This is a genomic window from Clostridium sp. HGF2 (assembly GCF_964240115.1).
Classification (GTDB): domain Bacteria; phylum Bacillota_I; class Bacilli_A; order Erysipelotrichales; family Erysipelotrichaceae; genus Clostridium_AQ; species Clostridium_AQ innocuum.
On the sequence record NZ_CAXSSO010000001.1, the window covers coordinates 44,056 to 60,700 of the forward strand.

15 protein-coding genes are annotated in these 16,645 nt (G+C 41.5%); 13 read left to right on the forward strand and 2 right to left on the reverse strand.

Translation table 11 applies throughout. The annotated features are described in order from the left end of the window. The first annotated feature begins 17 nt into the window (after positions 1-17). Genes ACESPQ_RS00225 through ACESPQ_RS00240 form a run of 4 tightly spaced genes read left to right on the forward strand, consistent with a single transcriptional unit; the run spans position 18 to position 3,373 of the window. The gene (locus tag ACESPQ_RS00225) at positions 18-923 is read left to right on the forward strand and encodes an NADP-dependent phosphogluconate dehydrogenase (protein ID WP_002606407.1); all 906 of its coding nucleotides are present in this window, start codon (positions 18-20) and stop codon (positions 921-923) included. Between the two features lies 1 nt (position 924). Beyond that, a complete protein-coding gene (locus ACESPQ_RS00230; protein WP_002606406.1) occupies positions 925-1,458 on the forward strand; it encodes an SIS domain-containing protein in 534 nt (177 codons plus the stop codon). A 53-nt stretch (positions 1,459-1,511) separates the two neighbouring features. Continuing rightward, positions 1,512-2,927 (forward strand): PTS mannitol transporter subunit IICB, encoded by a 1,416-nt coding sequence (locus ACESPQ_RS00235; protein WP_109769921.1) that lies wholly within the window; start codon positions 1,512-1,514, stop codon positions 2,925-2,927. 14 nt (positions 2,928-2,941) lie between these two features. After that, entirely contained in the window at positions 2,942-3,373 is a 432-nt protein-coding gene (locus ACESPQ_RS00240; RefSeq protein WP_242406658.1) for a PTS sugar transporter subunit IIA, read from the forward strand. Positions 3,374-4,004: 631 nt separating this feature from the next. On the opposite strand, the gene ACESPQ_RS00245 is transcribed toward ACESPQ_RS00240, so the two are convergent. Then, positions 4,005-6,440, reverse strand: coding sequence for a PRD domain-containing protein (locus ACESPQ_RS00245; RefSeq protein WP_373143738.1), 2,436 nt, complete (start codon positions 6,438-6,440; stop codon positions 4,005-4,007). A gap of 275 nt (positions 6,441-6,715) precedes the next feature. On the opposite strand from ACESPQ_RS00245, the gene ACESPQ_RS00250 reads away from it, so the two are divergent. The 8 genes from ACESPQ_RS00250 to ACESPQ_RS00285 all read left to right on the forward strand — a co-directional run bounded on the left by ACESPQ_RS00250 (position 6,716) and on the right by ACESPQ_RS00285 (position 13,680). Further along, entirely contained in the window at positions 6,716-7,117 is a 402-nt protein-coding gene (locus ACESPQ_RS00250) for a PTS sugar transporter subunit IIA (protein ID WP_373143739.1), read from the forward strand. Positions 7,118-7,119: 2 nt separating this feature from the next. After that, positions 7,120-7,602 (forward strand): PTS sugar transporter subunit IIB, encoded by a 483-nt coding sequence (locus ACESPQ_RS00255; protein ID WP_257308430.1) that lies wholly within the window; start codon positions 7,120-7,122, stop codon positions 7,600-7,602. A 16-nt stretch (positions 7,603-7,618) separates the two neighbouring features. Beyond that, on the forward strand, positions 7,619-8,374 hold the full coding sequence (locus ACESPQ_RS00260) for a PTS mannose/fructose/sorbose/N-acetylgalactosamine transporter subunit IIC (RefSeq protein WP_373143740.1): 756 nt from the start codon (positions 7,619-7,621) through the stop codon (positions 8,372-8,374). Then, entirely contained in the window at positions 8,371-9,207 is an 837-nt protein-coding gene (locus ACESPQ_RS00265; RefSeq protein ID WP_373143741.1) for a PTS system mannose/fructose/sorbose family transporter subunit IID, read from the forward strand. The genes ACESPQ_RS00260 and ACESPQ_RS00265 overlap by 4 nt, the downstream gene beginning before the upstream one ends. Before the next feature lie 11 nt (positions 9,208-9,218). Then, positions 9,219-10,379, forward strand: a complete 1,161-nt coding sequence (locus ACESPQ_RS00270) for an iron-containing alcohol dehydrogenase (protein ID WP_002606397.1) — start codon at positions 9,219-9,221, stop codon at positions 10,377-10,379. Further along, positions 10,372-11,415: a zinc-dependent alcohol dehydrogenase gene (locus ACESPQ_RS00275; protein WP_002606396.1), complete on the forward strand. Its 1,044-nt coding sequence runs from the start codon at positions 10,372-10,374 to the stop codon at positions 11,413-11,415. The genes ACESPQ_RS00270 and ACESPQ_RS00275 overlap by 8 nt, the downstream gene beginning before the upstream one ends. Positions 11,416-11,433: 18 nt before the next feature. After that, a complete protein-coding gene (locus tag ACESPQ_RS00280; protein WP_002606395.1) occupies positions 11,434-12,321 on the forward strand; it encodes a class II fructose-bisphosphate aldolase in 888 nt (295 codons plus the stop codon). A gap of 480 nt (positions 12,322-12,801) precedes the next feature. Next, positions 12,802-13,680 (forward strand): hypothetical protein, encoded by an 879-nt coding sequence (locus tag ACESPQ_RS00285; protein WP_008728725.1) that lies wholly within the window; start codon positions 12,802-12,804, stop codon positions 13,678-13,680. A 55-nt stretch (positions 13,681-13,735) separates the two neighbouring features. Here the strand turns inward: ACESPQ_RS00285 and ACESPQ_RS00290 are convergent, their stop codons facing one another. Further along, a complete protein-coding gene (locus ACESPQ_RS00290; protein ID WP_118001712.1) occupies positions 13,736-15,415 on the reverse strand; it encodes an AAA family ATPase in 1,680 nt (559 codons plus the stop codon). 212 nt (positions 15,416-15,627) lie between these two features. Between ACESPQ_RS00290 and ACESPQ_RS00295 the strand changes: the two genes are divergently transcribed. Beyond that, positions 15,628-16,497 carry a methionyl aminopeptidase gene (locus tag ACESPQ_RS00295; protein ID WP_373143743.1) on the forward strand — a complete coding sequence of 290 codons (870 nt, stop codon included), beginning with the start codon at positions 15,628-15,630 and terminating at the stop codon, positions 16,495-16,497. Positions 16,498-16,645: the final 148 nt, after the last annotated feature.

A 16,645-nucleotide genomic window follows, 5' to 3' on the forward strand; every position in this document is an offset into this window, starting at 1 on the left:
AAAAGGAGATAAGGCGTATGCAAATCGGATTTATCGGTTTAGGAAAAATGGGGTTGGAAATGGCCGCAAGAGCTGCCAGTGACGGACATGCTTTGATTGGCTGTGATACCTGTGAAGCGGCATGTGAACGTGCTGCAAAGAGGGGGATCAAGGTTGCAGCAAGTATGCAGGAGATGGTGAATGCATTGGAAAAGCCCTGCATTATATGGCTTCAGACACCGCCCGGAACCATTACAAATACCATTATCAAAGAGCTTTCAGAGCTGTTAAAGGAAGGCGATATGGTTATCGACGGTGGAAATTCTGATTTTCGCGATACGAAAAAAACAGCTGATTACCTCATGGAAAAGAATATCCGATTTATGGATATCGGCGTCAGCGGAGGAGTGGCCGGCGCGAAAAAGGGATGTGGTATGCTGATTGGCGGAACAAAAGAAGACTATGAGCGTATGATTCCATTCATAAAATCTTTAGCTGCACCGGGCGGTTATGCTCATTGTGGTGGAACGGCCGCCGGGCATTATGCGAAAACCATACATAACGGTGTGGAATATGCGATTATGCAGGCATATGCAGAAGGATATGAAATGCTGATGTCCTCTGAAATTGATGTGGATGTGCTCGGCAGTCTTCAGGCATATCAAAATGGCTGTTCCATCCGTTCTCATATTCTGGGAAAAGTGATTGAAGCCCTGCAGCCGGATGTGGCCCTGGAGGGTGTTGCAGATTACGTTGCAGATTCCGGTATGGGAAGATGGACCATAGAAGAAGCAACACGTCTGAAGGTACCTACTCCTACAATTTCAGCGGCCTTACAGGCAAGATTTCGTTCACAGCAGGAAGATTCTCTATCCATGCAGTGCATAGCGGCTTTGCGAGGGACGATTGGTGGCCATCCGGTAAAGCGTAAGGATAGCAAATGATATGAATGTAGGCAGACACATTGCAGCGAATCTGGATGAACTGCGGGAAATACAGAATGCACTGGATGAGGGGCAGCTGCAAGCTGTAGCAAACGCCTGTCTTTCGGCAAATAGAATTTTCTTCAGCGGAATGGGGCGATCCGGAAACATGGTCAAGGCACTGGCCATTCGCTTTATGCATCTAGGCTATGCAGCATATGTCGCAGGGGATGCTGCTACACCCTCCATACAGGAAAACGATGTTCTGTTTGCGGTGTCATCGAGCGCAAAAACCAAGGTTACACTGAATCATATGGAAGCGGCAAAAAAGCAGAAGGCACATGTGGTTCTGATATCCTCTCTCTGTGAAAATCCCAAGATAAGCGACACCTATTTGTGTATACCGGCAAAAACCAAGGTAAGGACATCTCAGCATGCCGGCTCTCTCTTTGAACAGGCGGTACTCATCATAGGGGATGCCATCACATCCTGTCTTCAGGAAGAGAAAAAGATTTCAACAGAATATATGAACAATCGCCATGCAAATCTGCAATAACTATAAAATTAAATGATTTTAATCCTTAACATATAATAAAAAACGGAGGAACTATGAAAACGAATACTTCAAAGAAAGTGAAAGTTCAGAAAATGGGAGCTTTCCTAAGCGCAGAAGTTATGCCGAATATTGGGGTCTTTATTGGATGGGGATTATTAGCTGCATTATTCATACCGACCGGGTGGCTGCCAAATGAAACTATGAACCAGATGGTAGCTCCGACTATGAAATATCTGATGCCGTTGCTGATTGCATACACTGGAGGGTATAACGTACACAAAAAGCGTGGTGGTGTTATCGGCTCGTTTGCCACGATGGGAGTAATACTGGGAGCTGATATCAACATGCTTGCAGGGGCAATGCTCATGGGACCGCTGGCCGCATGGGTTTTGAAAAAGGTAGATAAGCTGTTTGAGGGAAAAGTTAAGCCGGGAATGGAAATGATGGTCAACAATTTCTCCCTGGGACTCGTAGGCGTATGTTTAATGGTACTGGGCTTCTTTGCCTTTGTACCGGTTATTGAATTTCTGCTGGGTATCTTAAGCACAGCTGTTGATTTCCTAATCAATAAAGGACTTCTTCCACTGATTGCTGTATTTGTACAGCCAGCCAAGGTATTATTCCTGAATAATGCTGTGAATCATGGTATTATGATTCCTTTGGGTGTGGAACAGGCAGCGGAAGCAGGGAAATCTCTGCTGTTTATGATAGAAGCAAATAATGGATGTGTATTGGGCATCGCTCTTGCATTTACCTTCTTTGGTAAGGGAACGGCAAAAAAAGCAGCACCTGGTGCCGCCTTCATCAACTTCTTTGGTGGTATCGGTGAGGTCGTATATCCATTCGTATTAAGTAAACCGCTTGTTATTCTGGGACAGATTGCAGGAAGTATGGTTTCTCTGTTTATCATACAGGTATTCGGAGGTGGAACTGTAGCGCCAATTTCACCGGGTAGCTTCTTTGCCTTGCTGTCTGTTTCTCCAAAGGATGCAATGCTGGTTAATATTATTTCCTATTTCGCAGGTATGGCGGTGTCTATGCTGGTCGCAGGCTTCATCCTAAAAATGGATAAAACCGAGGATGAAGCAGTACTTATTGAGCTGGACTATGGATTCGATATGCCAGGTGCAGGTGCGGTAGTCGTTGATCCAAAGCAGAATAGTGCTGCTGTACAAAGAATTATTTACGCATGTGATGCTGGTATGGGATCAAGTGTCATGGGGGAATCTATCATGAAGACCAAGCTGCAGAAGGCCATGCTGAATATAGAAGTTATGCATTCCTCTGTGGCGACGCTCTGTGAAAATGCAAGAGCTGGAGATTTAATCGTAACTACACAGCCGTTGGAAGCACGTGTGAAAAATGTACTTGAGACAAACGGGAAGAAAAATTCAGTCTACGCGGTGGATAATCTGTTGAATTCTGAAGCATATGATCGACTTGTGGATTCCTTGAAAAAATCCGAATGAAAACAGAAAAAAAGATGAAGCCTATTTTACAGGAGGATAATATTATATTGCAGGCTGCATACGCGGATCGCTGGAGTGCCATACAGGCATGCGGTGAAATACTTGTGAAGCAGGGGTATGTTAAGGCGGCCTATATTGAAGATATGATGGAACGGGAACGTCTTGTATCTGTCTATGTAGGGAATCATGTAGCGATTCCCCATGGAATAGCGAATAGTGAACAGCATATTCTCGAGTCCGGCTTATCGGTACTGCAGATTCCAGAGGGGGTTGATTTTGATGGAGAAAAGGCATATATCATGATTGGAATTGCAGGCAGAGATGGAGTACATATGCAGTTGCTTTCACAAATCGCGCTTGTGTGTATGGAACAGGAGCAGGTCGAGCGGCTACGTACGAGTAAGGATAAGAACGAAATCATGGGGATTCTGAAGGCTAAGATTTGAGTAGCTGATTTTAATAAAGAAAAGAGACTTATTACAGTGATGGATAATATTCCATACCAGTATAAGTCTTTTTTTGAACTCCATATGAGATTATTATTACAACGAAACACACTTCAGTCTGTATGTAGGCTTGCTTTACCTTTCCGCTTTTTTACCCGGAGAAGGTACTTAGCCGGATATCGGATTAAAATGTATCTGCCTGTTGCTTTATGAAAACATATCCGGTTCCTGCTCCAGTATGATTTCCAGCATATACAGTGGCAGGTGTTTGATGACTCCATCAATAGATACTCCTGTATTCTTCTTTGAAAAAAGGAAGGCATGCTTTACATGATATTTTTTTACGAAGTTCTGAAATGCCCTTGATGTTGTATGTGTGTTAAATTGCATATATTTATTGATAAAAATATGTAGATTAACATATTTTTATTGATGAAATTATGCATAATGAAGTGGTAATCGCTTTGCAGAAAGACAACGAGGTTATCATCGTCACTGATATGGCGGTGCAAATTTCAACGAAAGAGGCGCTATATTTTAAAATCATAACAGTTCAACAGATAACCTCATTTTTAAACTATCAGGATTTTGGGCGAATTGAAAAGTATGTTCAACAGCTCAGGAATAATCGTTATTCTTTTGTTAAGGGCAGAAATATCTCCGTGATAAATGAAAACTCAGAAGGAGGAATCGTACAATCGAAAACCTCCTGAACCTCATGAAAATTCCGCTCAATGATATTGTAAACATAATTATTGCGATTTATGAATGCCTTCATCTTCGGAAAAGAAAGTGGCTCATTTTTTATACAGCGCTCCAGTGTAAAGGAGCAGTGAAAAATAAACTTAATCAACAGATTGTCTGAATAAGGAAGCTGCAGCTGCTTTATAATGGCATTTAATGTTTTATAAAGTATTTGGGAAGACTTACGCGGATTTAGAAAGACAAGGGAATCGCTTAAAATGGTTTCATCCATTTGTTGAATCAATTGCATTGCATAGCTGTCAGAGTCCTTGGCTTCTGTTTCAGCAATCGGATTTTCGGCATCCTTTTGAAGAATGGTTTCAAAGGTTGCTCCGATACTGCTTGCACGTTTTAACAGTGTTAACAATAGCGGCAGGTCAAGGTCTGGGACGACGCGTACATGACAATTTGACAAAGTCTGTAGTTCCTCCTCCAGCAGCTTGATATCCTTACAATCCGTAATGATCAAAACGCCTTTCCCCTTATCACTTTCCTGTACATGCTTTGTCAGAATGGATAAGAGAGCATCATGGGATACCTGTGTATCCAACTCCAGAGATAGAATCTGGTTCCCGTAATCATGCGAATGCAGATAACGTGCATATTCCTTGGAGCGGCCATTTTCTGTAACAATCAGAAGCTGTACCTGCGTTTCCTGCAGCCATTGACTGGATAGATAAACATAGGTCGCAATATAATCACGCTCCCATTTTGTGAAGGTATAATTAAAGCGTGAAGAAACAGCTTCTTGAATTTCGTCAAATAAGAGGTAATCTTTTTTTCGTGCAATGCTGATCGCCCCAACATCTGTAATCGCCGGAACCGTGTCTTCTTTGAAAGCTGAGATAAATTCAGAAAGCTTACTTAACATTCCATAAAGTATGTTTTCATTTCGCGAAATAGGTTTATCCTGTAAAACAGGATATAATAAATCATAAATATCCTTCAATAAAACAGAGCGTATGGTATTCAGGTGAACATTCATGAATGCATTCATATCATTCAGACACTGATTTACAATTTCACCCTTTGCATTGTTTATAGAAATGTTTTTTTTCTGATTCAATTCCTCATTGATATGATAGAGCATCTGTAATTCTTCATTCTCTTTCATCGTGGAAAAGTAGAAATCATTATGTGTAAATAAAGCTAAAATCGTATTCAACTGCTGATAACGCTCGTTTACATCATAAATATCGGATAGTACCGTGTTTGATATATCGGCGAAATCCAAAGTGATACATAAGGGATTTTCTTTTATCAAACGGGTATAGGCATTTGCACATGCACTGCGTATCTCAGCTTTTAAATGCGGCAGATTTCCCTTATAGGAGGACATTGCGAAGCAGCTCAAAATTCCCTTTGATATGCGAATGGCTCGCTTGATGAAATAAGCCTCCTCCTGAAACTGCTTAAGAACCAGCATAACGGTCTCTTCCAGTGTACGCTGCTGTAGTGAAGGCAGGGAAATCAGCGTTGGAAAACAGCGGCGGATCATGGATTCCTCTTTTAATTCAGGTGAGGAGGTCGTGATAATCACCTGGCATTGAAATGTAAATCTGCGATTGACAGCGTTGAGTGGATGGTACTGCGCTTCTGTTATTGCATTGCATATCTTTATCTTTATTAAATCGGGAAGCTGTTCGAAATGAAGCAGTATGAGCATCCCCTGCCTAGCTTTTTCCACCAGACCGCGGCGCAGTCGGCTGTCGATGATTTCTCCGAATACATACAAATCCAAATCATGAACAGAATAATTTTTTAAAAGGCTGCAGTCTGCAATAATCGGAGAATGAAAGGAAGAAAATCGTCCATTCTGTTTGCCGTATAGAAACATGAGCTGTGCAAAACTCTTCCGGTTGGTTCCCTCCTGCCCCTCGATAATGGTATTTAATCCGCTATATGGGTAATTCATTGCTGCTTTAGCTTTTTGAATCGGCTCATACATACTTTCACCGATGTTTTTTCCAATCAATGTATCCAGAGATTCTTTCATCTGCGTTTGTTCATTCTGACGCTGCTGCTTGGTCAGAAAATCGGTAAGCTGCTGATCCTTGGAAAGAACGGCGGGTATGTTCTGCTCGGGAAAATACTTCATCAAAAGCTGGCGTGAAACATATAGTGTTGGTCTGCCATTGAGCTTGATCAGTCTGCCTTCCTGATGCAGGAGGTTGAGATCTCTGGATACATTTGATCGATCAAGCCGCAAATCCATCGCCAAAGAGGAGGCATCCATTCCAAGCTTATCATACTGCTTATCCTCCAGACATTCCAAGGTGTGCGCATAAATTGCTTTCAGAATCAGTTCCTTGCGTTTACTCATGAAATCACGACCTCCTTAATTTTTTTGTGTTGATTTCTTCTTCATAATAACACAGTAAGAATAAAAATGCATAAAAAAGTCTAAAAGTGTGTCTGCTTTTTACAATGTATACATATTGTGTATGCTTGCACTGGAAGTTATCGGAATAAAAGCTGGTAAATCTGTTTCTTTTTTCTTCACACGCTTTCCTGAGTGTGTTGAAACAGGGACTTTTTTGACCACCTGAAAGGGACGATGATAAGATGACATCAGAAAGGAAAAGGAGGAAGCTGTATATGATTGATATCATAATCGTTACACATGGCGAATATGGAAAAGCGATGCTGGCAAGCAGTGAACTCATCATGGGGGAACAGGAAAACGTACAGGCATTCGGCTTCTATTTAGGTGAAAGCGTCGAACATCTGAGGGACTCTATTTTGCAGGCAATCAGCTGTACGCGGAAAGGAAGTGAAGTATTGATTCTAACAGATATGCGTTCCGGAAGTCCGTTTAATGTTACAGCGTCATTGATGAAGGATCACACATTTGAGCACCTAACAGGAATCAATCTTCCCATTTTACTAGAGATTCTCTGTTCAAGAACGCAGATGGAGCTGAAGATGATGATCGCACACATAATGTCACAGGGAATGAAAACGCTCATTCATGTTAATGAAATGCTGAAGGAGGACTAAACATGAAACATATTGTGTTATGCCGCATTGATGACCGTCTTATTCATGGGCAGGTTGTTACGGCATGGGTAAAGCAGACTGAGGGTAATCGTATTGTAATCATTGATGAGGCACTGGTGAAGGATGTTTTCCTGCAGAAAATCATTAAAGCAGCAGCACCTTCTGATATTCGTATTGATATATACAATATAGAAAACGGAGTGTGTGAGTTGAAAAAGGAGGCTGAGGACAAAGAACGAATTATCATTTTGGTAAAGACTCCACAGGTGGTTGAGGCTTTACTTGATGAAGGTATTCTGCTGGATAAAGTGATTCTGGGGGGAATGGGGGCAAAGTCAGGCCGCAGGAAATTTAATCGCAATGTATCAGCAAGTGAAGAAGAAATCGAGTGTATGCAGCGCATCATGAATAAGCATATACCGATGTATTATCAGCTGGTACCGAATGAGTCGCCAAGTGATGTTGGTAAAATGATAAGCGGATAGGAAAGGAGAAGTATTTATGAGTATTTTACAGGCTGTTTTACTGGGGATTATTTATTATTTGGGGAATAGCTCGATCATTGCAGGACCGGTTGGTTATTATTCCGTCTACAGGCCGTTGGTAAGCGGTTGTCTGACAGGAATGATTCTTGGTGATCCCGCACAGGGAACTATGATAGGAGCTACCATAAATCTGATGTATGTCGGGTTTATATCCGCAGGTGGTGCTTTACCCGGAGATATGTGTTTAGCTGGGATTTTGGGAGCCGCTTTGGGAATTACAGGGGGGCTGGATACGGAAGCTGCTCTGGCGATTGCTGTCCCTATCGGATTGATTGGGACCTTGCTGTGGTTCGGACGTCTGACACTGGATTCGGTATTTGCACATATGGCAGATCATCTCGCAGAAAAAGGCGAGGCTGGGAAAATTTGGATTCCGTCTGTATTGCTGCCGCAGCTGATGCTGTTTGTGCTTACCTTTGTTCCATGTATGCTGGCATGCTATTTCGGAGCCAGCTATATACAGGGGATTATTGATGCTCTTGGCGGGACGGTTTTAAATATTCTCATGATTATCGGAGGAATGATGCCTGCTCTCGGTATAGGCTTGACTCTGATGTATATTTTCAAAGGAGAAGCAAAAATCTTTTTCTTCATCGGCTTCTTGATTTCTGTTTATTCGGGACTGAGTATGATCGCGATTGGATTTATATCTCTTTGTATTGCAATCGTCTATACACAGAAAAAAGAGAGTACAGGAGGTAATGCGGTATGAGTGATACTGTAGATAAGAAAAATCTGCTTACAAGTAAAGAGGTTAATAGAGCCTGGCTGCTATGGCTGTTTAATAATCAGGCTTGCTACAATTATGAGCGTATGATGGGAATCGGCTTCCTTCATGCCATGACACCGGCCTTGCGTAAGCTTTACAAAAATGATAAGGATTTACGTATAGAAGCTATGCAGCGTCATACCAGCTTCTTTAATTGTGAGCCTTGTTTAGGGTCATCTATTGTCGGATTGGTTCTGGCGATGGAAGAACAAAAGGCATTGGGAGCTGAACTTGATAATGATGCAGTCACCTCAATTAAAACCGGACTGATGGGTCCTCTTTCAGGTATTGGTGATACCTTGATACAGGGGGTCATTCTCCCCTTACTGATTGCATTCGCTGTAGATTTTGCAAAAGGTGGCAACTGGGTTATTCCCTTTGTATTCTCATTGGTTATGGCGATTATTGTATTTGCTATATCACGCTTTGGATTTTTACTGGGCTATCGTAAAGGCTCCGATGCAATTCTCAGTATGCTGGAGAATGGTGTTATCAAGCGTTTGATATCCGCAGCGGGCATTATGGGATGTATGGTACTGGGGGCATTGGTCGTTAATTTTGTGACAATGAAATGCGGTATCAGCATTCCACAGGCAGAGGGAAGCTTCTCCATGCAGGAGCAGCTATTCGATACCATACTTCCAAGTATGCTTCCGCTGCTGTTAACACTGGGCTGCTACAAGCTGCTGAAAGCAGGGAAATCAAGTGTTTTGGTTATGCTGGTCATAATCGCTATTGGCATTATTGGCGGATTAACGGGAATTTTGAGTGTATAGGGAGGCAATAGATGCAGATTAAACAATACCAAACAACGAAGTATATCATGGGAAATGGTGCACTTCGTGAAGTACAACGGTGGAAGGATAAAAAAATCGGCTTGGTTGTCGATGAAAATGTTTTGAAGGCATTACAGCTTGAAACAAAGCTGTTTGATGAGCTTTTAAAGGACTGCGATTATGAAGTCCTCTGTAATATGCCGCAGGAGCCTACCACAGAGCTTCTGGAACCGGCCATTCGAAAAGCGCAGCGCTTTGATCCGGATGTATTTGTGGCAATCGGAGGCGGCTCCGTCCTGGATAGTGCGAAGGTACTATGGCTGTTTACAGAATTCCCTGATTACACTTGGGAACAGGCATTTGCACCATATGCTGTAGAATCATTCACAAAGGAAAAGGAACTGATTGCCATTCCTACAACTAGTGGGACAGGCTCTGAAACAACGGGTTGTGCGGTAGTTAAGGATACAGAGAAAAGAAAGTGCATGGTTTTAAGCAATGAAATCATGCCAAGCACAGCCATTCTTGATTATGAGCTGTTGGTAAGTCTTCCCAAGCACGTCATTGCATTCTCCGGATGTGATGCTCTTGCCCATGCATTGGAGGCGGGTATTTCTGTTCTGGCTTCGGATATGGTACGGATGCAAAGTGTGCAGGCCGCTGTGCAGATTATAAAACAGCTGGAGGCTTCCTGCAATGGTGATTTGAATGCACGTCGTGATATCCATTTGAGTGCAACGATTGCAGGTGCATGTATCAATAACTCCATAACCGGTATGGCGCATGGAATGGATCAGGCCGGTGGTGATTTCAGAAAGCCACATGGACTTATGACGGGGCTTATCCTGCCGTATACAATGTGTCATCTGCTGCCGCAGCCTTTATATGAGGAAGTGGCTGATCAGCTGGGAATCTGCGGGACCTCTATGGAAAAGCAGGAGCGTCTGATAGCAAGGATATGGGAGATGTATCGAAGAATAGAGATGCCGGTTACCCTACAGGAAGCAGGTATTGATCGTAAGACTTATATGTGTAAAATTGATACCTATGTGAAGCAGGCGATGCAGGATGCCAATGTGCAGTGTGCACCAAAGACCTTCTCTGCAGCTGAATTAAAAGCAATGTATCAGGAATTATATGATGGAAAAGAATGGAGGACAGCATATGAATGAGAAAATGAAGGTAGTAGCGATTACGGATGACCATAAGGTTGAGGTGAAAGAGGTTCGGCGTCCTGATGTAAAGCCGGGCAAAATACTGATGCATATCAAAGCATGTGCATTATGTACCTGGGAACAGCGTGTGTTTACACGGGAGTCCAAAATGCCGCTGCCATTTGTTGGAGGACATGAAATTGTCGGAAGCGTTGCGGCCGTTGGGGAGGGGGTAAGTGAACGAGAGTTTCCGATCGGAAGGAAGCTGACAGCTCGTTTGATTCAGGTTTGCGGAAAATGTTATTTCTGTCGTCATGGTGAAGAGAATCTGTGCGTAGATATCAATGCGCCGTTTGATAAGGAAATGGAAATACCAGGTACAGGAGGGCTTGGAGAATATCTGAATATTGATCCCTCTCAGGCTTACCTGCTGCCGGAATCACTCTCTGATACAGCAGCGGTGTTCAGCGAACCGCTGGCATGTGTGCTGAACTCGATTGAACGTGGACAGATTGCACTGGGAGATGATGTAGCGGTGTTAGGTGGAGGCATCATGGGAATGCTACATGTACTCTGTGCCAAGCTGTCGGGTGCACGCGTTATCATGAGTGAGCCGGATGCTAAACGTCGTGCTCTGGCAAAGACACTGGGATGTGATGATACTATCAACCCGATGGAAACAAATCCGGTTGATTACATAAAAAATCTGAATGGTATCGGTGCAGAGGCTGTCTTTAACACAACACCGATCAGTGCTGTTGCTAAGCAGGCTGTGGAGATGACAGCACCCTTGGGAAGATGCGTCATGTACAGCTCACAGCATCCTGATAAGCCGATTGAAATCAGTCCAAACTGGCTGCATTCCAGTGAAACGGTTATTACAGGAGCAGTAAGTCCAAGCGTACGTTCCTTTCAGCGGGCGGTCAATATGTTAAGTAAAGGGTTGATTGATCCAGAAAAATTGGTTTCCGGAGTATATCCGTGCAATCAGGCACAGGAAGCGTTTGAAGCAGCAATACGTCCGGATACATTTCGTATTATTATCACATTTTAACTTAAGGAGGAATATAAGATGTTAGTAAGTATGGCAGAAATCCTGCAACAGGCAAAAGAGGGACATTACGGAGTACCGGCTTTATCAGCTGTAGATGAGCTTTCATTGAGAGCATGCGTGGAAGCGGCTGAGGAAATGAATGCCCCCCTGATTATGCTTTGTGGCTGGGGTCATAATAAAGATATGCAGTATTTTGGCCGCATGCTGCATGATTTTGCGATCAAAGCGAGCGTACCGGTAGCGTTTATATTGGATCACAGTGCAACCTTTGAGGATGCGGTGAAAGGAATCCATGCCGGCTTTCATACCATCATGGTCGATCGCTCCTCTCTTCCATATGAGGAAAATGTCGCACAGGTGAAGGAGCTTGTGAAAATTGCACATGCTGCGGGTGTCGGTGTAGAGGCAGAGCTAGGTCATGTCGGTGTCGGTGAGAATTATGCTGTTGATGGTATTGCAGCCCTAACGCAGCCGGATGAAGCAGTCCGTTATGTGAAGGAGACAGGCGTTGACTGTCTGGCTGTGGCCATCGGATCCGCACATGGTGTTTATAAAGGAGAGCCAAAGCTTCGTCTTGATCTTTTAAAAGAGCTGGCAGAGAAAGTTCCGGTGCCATTGGTGCTGCATGGTGGCAGCGGTACCGGTGATGAGAATCTGGCAACGGCATGCCGTCTGGGTATCAGTAAGGTGAATGTAGCCAATGATTTATTCCGCGGAGCGTATAATAAAATACAGGAAGTCGGTATGGAGGGGAATAATATCTATGCCTTAATGCCGATGCTGCAGGAAGGATATAAGGAAACAGCAAAGCATTTCATTAAAATTCTGGGATGTGCAGATAAAGCATGGAAGGCAGAGCAATGTGTTTCTTCGGGATTGAAACAGGACCTAAATGAAGCAAAGTAACAAATAATCTAATAGAGAAATAAGATATCCTGTTATGGTGATTGTGACAGGATATTTTATGATTATCTGAAATCTATGATTGATCACATAAAATATGCTTACATGATATGGAAGCGAATTATACAGTTAACATAACATTCACACAAGGATGAATTTCTATAATCTGTCTATCATGCGGAAGAATATGGAGACTTTTTATATTGATAATTTATGAGGCATATTAGTTTACTAAGTTACAACTTAGTAAGTTATAACTTAGTAAACTTCGGAGTAAAATATAGGTTCTGAGTTGGTTTAAAAATCATAATTATAACATAGTTTAACTGTTTCTATTTAAATTAAATTATGAAAACAATATTTTATAACCTTTTAATAAATATGATTTTAATTTATTTTTTTGTTTTTTAAATATATTAAAAAGAATTATTGAAATTTCCTTCAGAATTCTATATGATTGTAATAAAATTCAGGAGGTGTTTTATGTCGAAAAAATACCAGACAATGAAAAAAGCAATCAAGATGGAGATCAAGGAGCATAGGAAATCGTTTCTTGTATACCTAACCCTGCGCGCACTTGTAATTCTTGTTATGATTCTTCAGATATTCAACAGGAATTTTGAAAATGTATTTTTATGCCTGTTAACACTGATTTTGCTGATAGTACCGAGTTTTCTACAGGTAGAGCTGAAAATCGAACTGCCAACAGCATTGGAAATTATCATCCTGCTATTTATCTTTTCCGCAGAAATTCTCGGAGAAATCCAGTCTTTTTATATCCTGATTCCCATGTGGGATACCATCCTGCATACGCTGAACGGCTTTCTTGCGGCGGCAATCGGTTTTTCACTTGTGGATCTTTTGAATAATGATGATCGTCTGCAGTTTCGTCTTTCCCCTGTGTTTATGGCACTGGTTGCTTTCTGTTTTTCCATGACAATCGGTGTTGTATGGGAATTCTTTGAATTTGGTATGGATACCTTCATGGGGACGGATATGCAGAAGGATACGATCGTGCAAAGTATAACAACGGTTATGCTGGATCCAACCAACAGCAATATACCAATTACGATTGACGGGATCCATTCCGTTGCGGTAAATGGCAAAGAGCTGGGATTTAACGGTTATCTGGATATCGGACTGATTGATACTATGGAGGATTTGCTTGTGAATTTTATAGGCGCCTCTACATTTTCTATCCTTGGCTATTTTTATGTGAAAAAGCGTGGAAAGGGTGCTTTTACCAGACAATTCCTTCCTAGAAGAAAAACAAGAGATGCGGATTTTAAGCGTCTTGCCAGAAAAGAACTGGAGCAGGAGGAGCATGAAAAGCTGAAGGATGCAGGAAAAGAGGCATCTTGAAATTATTAGATATAAAAAAAGGATTGCGGGTCCGCAATCCTTTTGGAATAATGAACTATTGAATGCTCGTATCGTTTACAATAGTATCCGTGCTATCCTTTAAAGCCTCAATAACACAGAATTTCTTATAAAAAGCGATGCCATAGCCGATAATATCCTCATAACCCTCCGCCAGCATACCTTCTATATATTGTTTATCCTTTATCTGCTTACATGCGTGCTTTGCCGTGTTTTTTAATTCCGCAAGGGAAGTAGCTGTTTTTAGTTCTAATATCATCCCCCGATCACTTAAGGAACGAGGCGCAACCGCTATATCGAATCTTCCCAAACCGGACTCCTGATTAGACATGATGCGATAATTGCATAACAAGCCTATTAAAATGCCATGATAGAATTTCTCATCATAATCAAAATAGCTGATGGAAGTAAAAAGAAGGTCATTTACTATTTTATTTGCGGTTTCTATATCTTCCTTCAACAAGGCTTCAGCGAAATTCTCAGCATGTGCCTCCGTTTGTTCCTGAAACCATTCTTCAAATATGAGGGTATAAATTCTGTTGATTTCTTTGTTAGGAATCATCAGCTGGTATATACTCTTTTCTTCATCTATGCATTTTATGACTTTCAAATAACCCGTGAATAGAAGAAAGCTGTAAATGTTCTGTATTTTATCCATTTCACGGTAGGTGAGCTCATGTTTTATGGCTTTTTCAATCATCTTACCGGATGTCAATAAATCAAAATCCTCTCTCATATGTGAATTTGCTTTTTGAATGTACTGATAGATAATATCATTTCCACTCGTATTTGCCCAGAAGGATTCCGGTGTATCGTTTCCCTGCTTGATTTTTTGAACATATTTCAGTACGCTCCATGGATTGTATATCTCTTTGTTTCCGAATAGATACCCATCATACCATTCTTTTATGGTTTGTTCATAGGATTTCAAATCGTAGTGTTCAAGGAGTATTATCGTTTCTTTTGGTGTAAATCCAAAGGATGTACTGGATTGATCTTCAGAAATGGAATATACACTAAAATTATTTAAGCCAGTGAAGATCGACTCTTTCGCAATTCTCAGGCAGCCTGTCAGAATCCCTTTTTCCAATGCATCATTTGTTTTTAGGGCAGCACTGAACATACCGCTTAAAAAGTCTGCCATTTCATCATAATATCCTTTTAAATATGCGCTTTGTAACGGAACATCGTATTCGTCAATCAAAAGAATAACATCTTTATGATAATGCTGCTTCAAGCAACCGCAAAGAAACTTTAATGCATTCTGCAGATCTACATCACTTTGTGTACGACGATAATATGCTATAAGCTGTTCTTTATCGAAGGTATTTAATTCCTCACTTTCGAGTAACTCCTGATTTTTTCTGACAATATCCTGGATTAGGATAGCGAACATCGCCTTTTGATTTTCAAACGTGTGTTTTTTCATATCTTTCAGAGTAATAAAAATGACCGGATACTGATTTTGGTATTGTAATGAGTCTGTATGATTGACAATATCCATATCGTTAAAAAGATAAGCATTATCCTTCTGCTTCATTGAGAAAAAATAATATAGCATACTCATATTCAGTGTTTTACCAAAACGGCGCGGTCTGGTATATAATGCGACCTTTTCATTTATAATGTCTGTAATGAATGATGTTTTGTCTACATAATAACAGTCTTTGTCAATCAGTTCCTTGAAATCTTCTATTCCAATCGGCAGACGTTTCATATGATCAGCTCCTTAACTTTATCCTTATTATACCACGATACCGAAACCGTATCGTAAGGAAATAATGTTTTGCGTACATGGTTATACAAAATGCATAATGCTATAAGGCATAGATGATATAGAAGGACTTTATTTCCCTTTCTTTCGCATGTTTTCATGTGAAAAGTACAGAAATAAGTGCTATACTATAGAGGTTGAAAAGAGGTGTCTATATGGAAATGCATAGAAATACACGCTGCTGGTGCGGCAGTGGAAAGAAATATAAGCAGTGCCATGAAAAATTTGATGAAAAGCTCGCAAAGCTGGCCAGGGAAGGACATATTGTACCGGATCGCTCTCTGATTAAAAACAAGGAAGATATCATCGGTATTAAGAAAAGTGGGAATATCAATACAGGAGTACTGGATCATGTCGCAAAGCATATTCGTCCCGGTATGAGTACCGGTGAAATTGATCGTCTGGTATATGATTATACTGTTTCCCATGGTGCGATTCCTGCACCATTGAATTATGAAGGATTTCCGAAAAGCTGCTGTACATCTGTGAATGATGAGGTCTGTCACGGTATTCCGGATGACAGTATTATCCTGCAGGAAGGCGATATTGTAAATGTCGATGTATCAACAATCTTTCATGGCTACTATTCCGATGCTTCCCGTATGTTTATAATCGGGGAGGTCAGTGAAGAGGCAAGAAATCTGGTTGAGGTCACAAAGGAATGTCTGAACATTGGCATGGATGCCGTCAAGCCATGGGGACATGTCGGTGATATCGGTGCCGCCATTCATAAATATGCGACAAGCAGGGGATACAGCGTTGTTGTGGATTTTGCCGGACACGGTGTTGGCAAGGAGTTTCATGAGGATCCGGTAATCGGTCATGTCGGTCGTGCAGGCAGTGGTATGGTGCTGGCTCCCGGTATGGTATTTACGATTGAGCCCATGATCAATGTAGGAGATTATCATTTATATATTGATGAAGATAACGGATGGACATCCTATACAGAGGATGGTTCATTAAGTGCCCAGTGGGAGCATACCCTCCTGGTCACAGAACATGGTATTGAAATACTAACGTATTGATACAATAGAATATAGAGATGTCTGAATTAGTGTGAGCAACAAAATGTTTTTATAATGTAAGCAGATAGTATATGCAGTATTCAATACTTTATATGGTATCTGCTTTTTTGTACATCAGCTTCTTTGCACATAAATTGCCTGTGAAATA